The 4,464-nt window shown below is 40.3% G+C and carries 1 pseudogene; it reads left to right on the top strand.

The features are described 5' to 3' along the window. Positions 1-4,464 (top strand): annotated as a pseudogene (locus tag ACFILW_RS08930) (hypothetical protein); the annotation flags it as partial.

Here is a 4,464-nt window from a genome sequence, read left to right as displayed (position 1 = left end):
GCTGTAAGGACACAAGAAAACAGTAGAATTACGTTTCTAGCAAATGGTGAGATTAGCGCTAAATCAACAGATGCTGTAACGGGTAGTCAGCTTTTTGAAACGAATGATAAGGTTGTTACTTATTTAGGGGGCAATGCAGCTTTTAATAATGGTGCGTTTACAGGGCCAACCTATAGTTTATCGGAGATTGATAAAGATGGTAAGATAACAGCCAAACCTTTTACCAATGTTGGTTCAGCATTTGAAGGACTTGATGATAATATCAAGAATGTCAATCAGAGGATTAAGGAAGTTTCTGAAGGAGTCGCACAGGATTCTTTGAATTGGAGTAATGAAGCCAATGCCTTTGTAGCTCTTCATGGGGAAGGTAAGGACAGAAACAATAGCAAATTGAAGTTTCTTTTAGATGGAGAAATTTCTAAAGGTTCAACAGAAGCGATCACTGGCAACCAACTTTATTCGATGAATCAAACAGTTGCGACGTATTTTGGTGGAGGTGCTGGCTATGAAGATGGAAAGTGGAAAGCACCAACTTTTGTAATCAAGAAAGTTAATGCAGAAGGTAAAGAAAGTGAAGAAAGTTATAAGAGTGTAGCGGAAGCACTTTCTGATATTAGTAGTTCTGTCACGAATGTTCATAATGATGTAACTAACGTTGTCAGCGATAGCCTTGTCAAGCAGGATAACGAAACGGCTCCTATCACTATTGGTAAGGAAACAAATGGCACTGTAATCAATGTTGCAAACAAAAGAGGTGTGAAACGAGTTATTTCTGGTGTAGAGGATGCAAAAGATAATAATGATGCCGTTAATAAGGGGCAGCTTGATGCAAGTCTGAAGGAACTTTCTACCAGCCTTCAGTCTGAAGATTCAGCTGTTGTTCATTACGATAAAAAAGACGGTGATAATAACACTATAAATTATGCAAGCGTGACTTTAGGTAAAGGTAAAGATTCTGCTGCTGTAGCACTTCACAATGTTGCTGATGGTCAGATTGCCAAGGAGTCACATGATGCGATTACGGGTGGACAGCTTCATACCATTACAGATGATTTGTCAAAGATTTTAGGTGGCGATATATCCTTTGATGGCAAAAACTATAAAGGACCAAAGTATGACTTATCGACAGTTTCTAAAGACGGTAAGGTAACAGATAAACCGTATGAAGGTGTAGATACTGCCTTTAAAGGACTTGATGAGAATATCAAGAATATTAACGATCGTATTAAGGAAGTCTCAGAAGGAGTAGCACAAGATTCTTTATCATGGAGTAAGGCTGAAGGTGCTTTTGTCGCCTTGCATGGAGAAAAAGAAGGTGCAAAGACAAACAGCAAGATTAAGTTCCTTGCGGCAGGAGATATTACGAAAGAATCGACAGATGCAGTAAATGGCTCCCAACTTTATTCCTTAGGAAAAGATCTTGCATCGTACTTAAACGGTGATGCTAAGTATGAGAAAGATCAATGGTTGTTGCCTAGATTTAAAGTTACACACCTTAAAGAAGATGGCGCATCAGAAGAAGCTGAGTACGATAGTGTTTCAGAAGCTCTTTCAGGTGTTGGTAATTCTTTCACGAATGTGGTTAAAGACTTTAATGACAAAGTCACGAATATTACTCAGGAAGTTCAAGGCAATGCGCTGTTGTGGAATGAAAGTGAAAAAGCCTTTGTAGCGGCGCACGGGGAAAAGGAAAGCAAGACGAACAGCAAGATCACATCACTTGCGGCTGGCTCTATAGTATCAGGCTCGAGTGATGCGATTACAGGTGGACAGATTTATGATTTGCAAAAACAGTTTGCTGGCTATTTTGGTGGTGGTGCTGGTTATAATGAGAAAGGCGAATGGCAAAATCCGGATTTCCAAATTCAGACTTTCAGCAATGATGGTATGAAAGGTGATAAAAAGAGCAGTAATAATGTTGCAGGTGCGTTTAATGACATTAATGACAGCATGAGCACTATCAACGATCGTATTAAGGAAGTTTCAGAAGGAGTTGCACAAGATTCTTTATCATGGAGCAGGGCTGAAGGTGCGTTTGTAGCGACGCATGGAGAAAAAGACGGTGAGAAGACAAACAGCAAGATAACGTCGCTTTCAAATGGGGATATAACTAAAGACTCAAGCGATGCCGTAGCGGGTAACCAGCTATATGCTTTAGGTAACAGTGTTGCGCAGTCTTTAGGTGGTGATGCTAGTTATGCCGGTGGCTCTTGGACAGCTCCAAGTTTCAAAGTTAAGACCGTTAATGAGGATGGTACTAAAGTTGAAGAGAAGAAGTATGATACTGTATCGGAAGCATTTTCTGGTGTAGGAACATCTTTTGAGAATCTTCAAAAAAAGTTTATCCAAAACAACATGGAAGTTACTGAAAATATTAAGCAGAATGCATTGTTGTGGAGTGATTCTGAAAAGGCATTTGTGGCGACACATGGAGAGGGTGATGAGAAAGGCAACAGTAAAATTAAGTTTCTTTCCAATGGAGAGGTTTCTGCAAGCTCAAGTGAAGCGGTCAATGGTTCTCAGCTTTTTGCGACTAATCAAAATGTAAGCAGTGTATCTAACAATCTTGAAACAACAGCTACGAATATAGCTAAATCCTTTGGCGGTGGTGCTGAATATAAAGAAGGTCATTGGAGTGCTCCAAGTTTCAAAGTTAAGATCGTCAAAGAAGATGGCAGTGCTGTTGAAGAGCAAAGTTATGATAATGTTGCCAAAGCGTTTACTGGTGTAGGGGCTTCATTCACGAATATTCACAAAGAGCTTAAGAATGAGATTAATAAAGTTGTAGGAGATAGTCTTGTTAAGTTTGATGACACGACAAATGTAATCAAGCTTGGTGGTGAAAAAGAAGGTGCGAGCATCAGTATTGCGGATAAGGAAAGCCAAGATAGAATACTTTCAGGTGTTAAGACAGCGACAAGGGATAATGAAGCAGTTAACAAAGGTCAGCTTGATGAAAGTTTAAAGGATCTTTCTACCAGTCTTCAGTCGGATGAATCGGCTGTTGTTCACTATGATAAACAAGGTGATGATAATAGCAGCACTAATTATGCGAGTGTGACTTTGGGTAAAGGTAAGGGTTCTACACCTGTAGGTTTGCATAATGTTGCCGAAGGTCAGATTAGTGAGAATTCGCATGATGCGGTTAATGGCGGTCAGATTTCTAAGATTTCTCAGGATATTGCGAAATACTTAGGTGGAGGTACAAGCTTTAAAGATGGTACTTTCACGGGTCCAACCTATAAATTATCCAGTGTTGATGCAAAAGGCGAGGTAGTAGAAAAATCCTATGGTGATGTTGGTTTAGCCATTGAAGGTATTGATACGAATTTCAAGAATGTGAATAACAACCTAACGAATAAGTTTAATGAACTTACTGAAAACATCACAAATATTACTCAGGAAGTTCAAGGCGATGCGCTGTTGTGGAATAAGGACGCAGAGGCGTTTGTAGCGACGCATGGAGAGAAGGAAAGCAAGAGTAAGATTACATTTCTTTCCAATGGAGAGGTTTCTGCAAGCTCAAGTGATGCGGTCAATGGTTCTCAGCTTTTTGATACGAATAAGACTGTTGCAACTTATTTAGGTGGTGGCGCTGAATATAAGGAAGGTCAATGGAGTGCTCCAAGCTTCAAAGTTAAGATCGTCAAAGAAGATGGTAGTGCCGTTGAAGAGCAAAGTTATGATGATGTTGCCAAAGCGTTTGCTGGTGTAGGGGCTTCATTCACGAATATTCACAAAGAGCTTAAGAATGAGATTAATAAAGTTGTAGGAGATAGTCTTGTTAAGCAGGATGATGCTACGAAGGTAATCAAGATAGGTGATGAAAAAGAGGGTAGTGCAATCATAATTTCAAACATGAATGGTGATACACGTAGTCTCTCTGGCGTGAAAGCTGGAACACTTTCTGAAGGCTCGACAGAAGCCGTGAATGGTTCTCAGCTTTATTCCTTGAATCAGACGCTAGCGACGTATTTTGGTGGTGGAGCTAGCTATGAAGATGGTCAATGGGTAGCGCCTACATTCAAAGTTACGACATTTAATGATGATGGTAGTCCAGAAGAGCATAGCTATCCCAATATTGCTGAAGCGTTTGCTGGTGTAAGCAATTCATTTACAAAGCTTCATAATGAGATTTCAGACAATATTGAGCAGAATGCGTTGTTGTGGAGTGATGAAGACAGTGCGTTTGTAGCGCTTCATGGGAAGGGAGATAAAAGAAGTAAGAGCAAACTGAAGTCAGTTTTAGATGGCGATATTTCTGAAGGTTCGACAGAGGCGATTACGGGCAATCAGCTTTATTCCTTGCATCAGACGCTAGCGATGTATTTAGGAGGAGGAGCTAGCTATGAAGGTGGCGAATGGAGGGCTCCGGAATTCAAGGTTTCACAATTCAATTCTGATGGTAGTTCGTCAGAAAAGAAGATCTATCATGATGTAGCAGGAGCTTTTGATGGTGTCAGT

Origin of the sequence: Bartonella sp. TT110JLCBS, assembly GCF_042193405.1 — a bacterium.
Classification (GTDB): domain Bacteria; phylum Pseudomonadota; class Alphaproteobacteria; order Rhizobiales; family Rhizobiaceae; genus Bartonella.
Note: the sequence above shows the minus strand (reverse complement) of the source record. Positions and strands in the feature narration are given on the sequence as shown.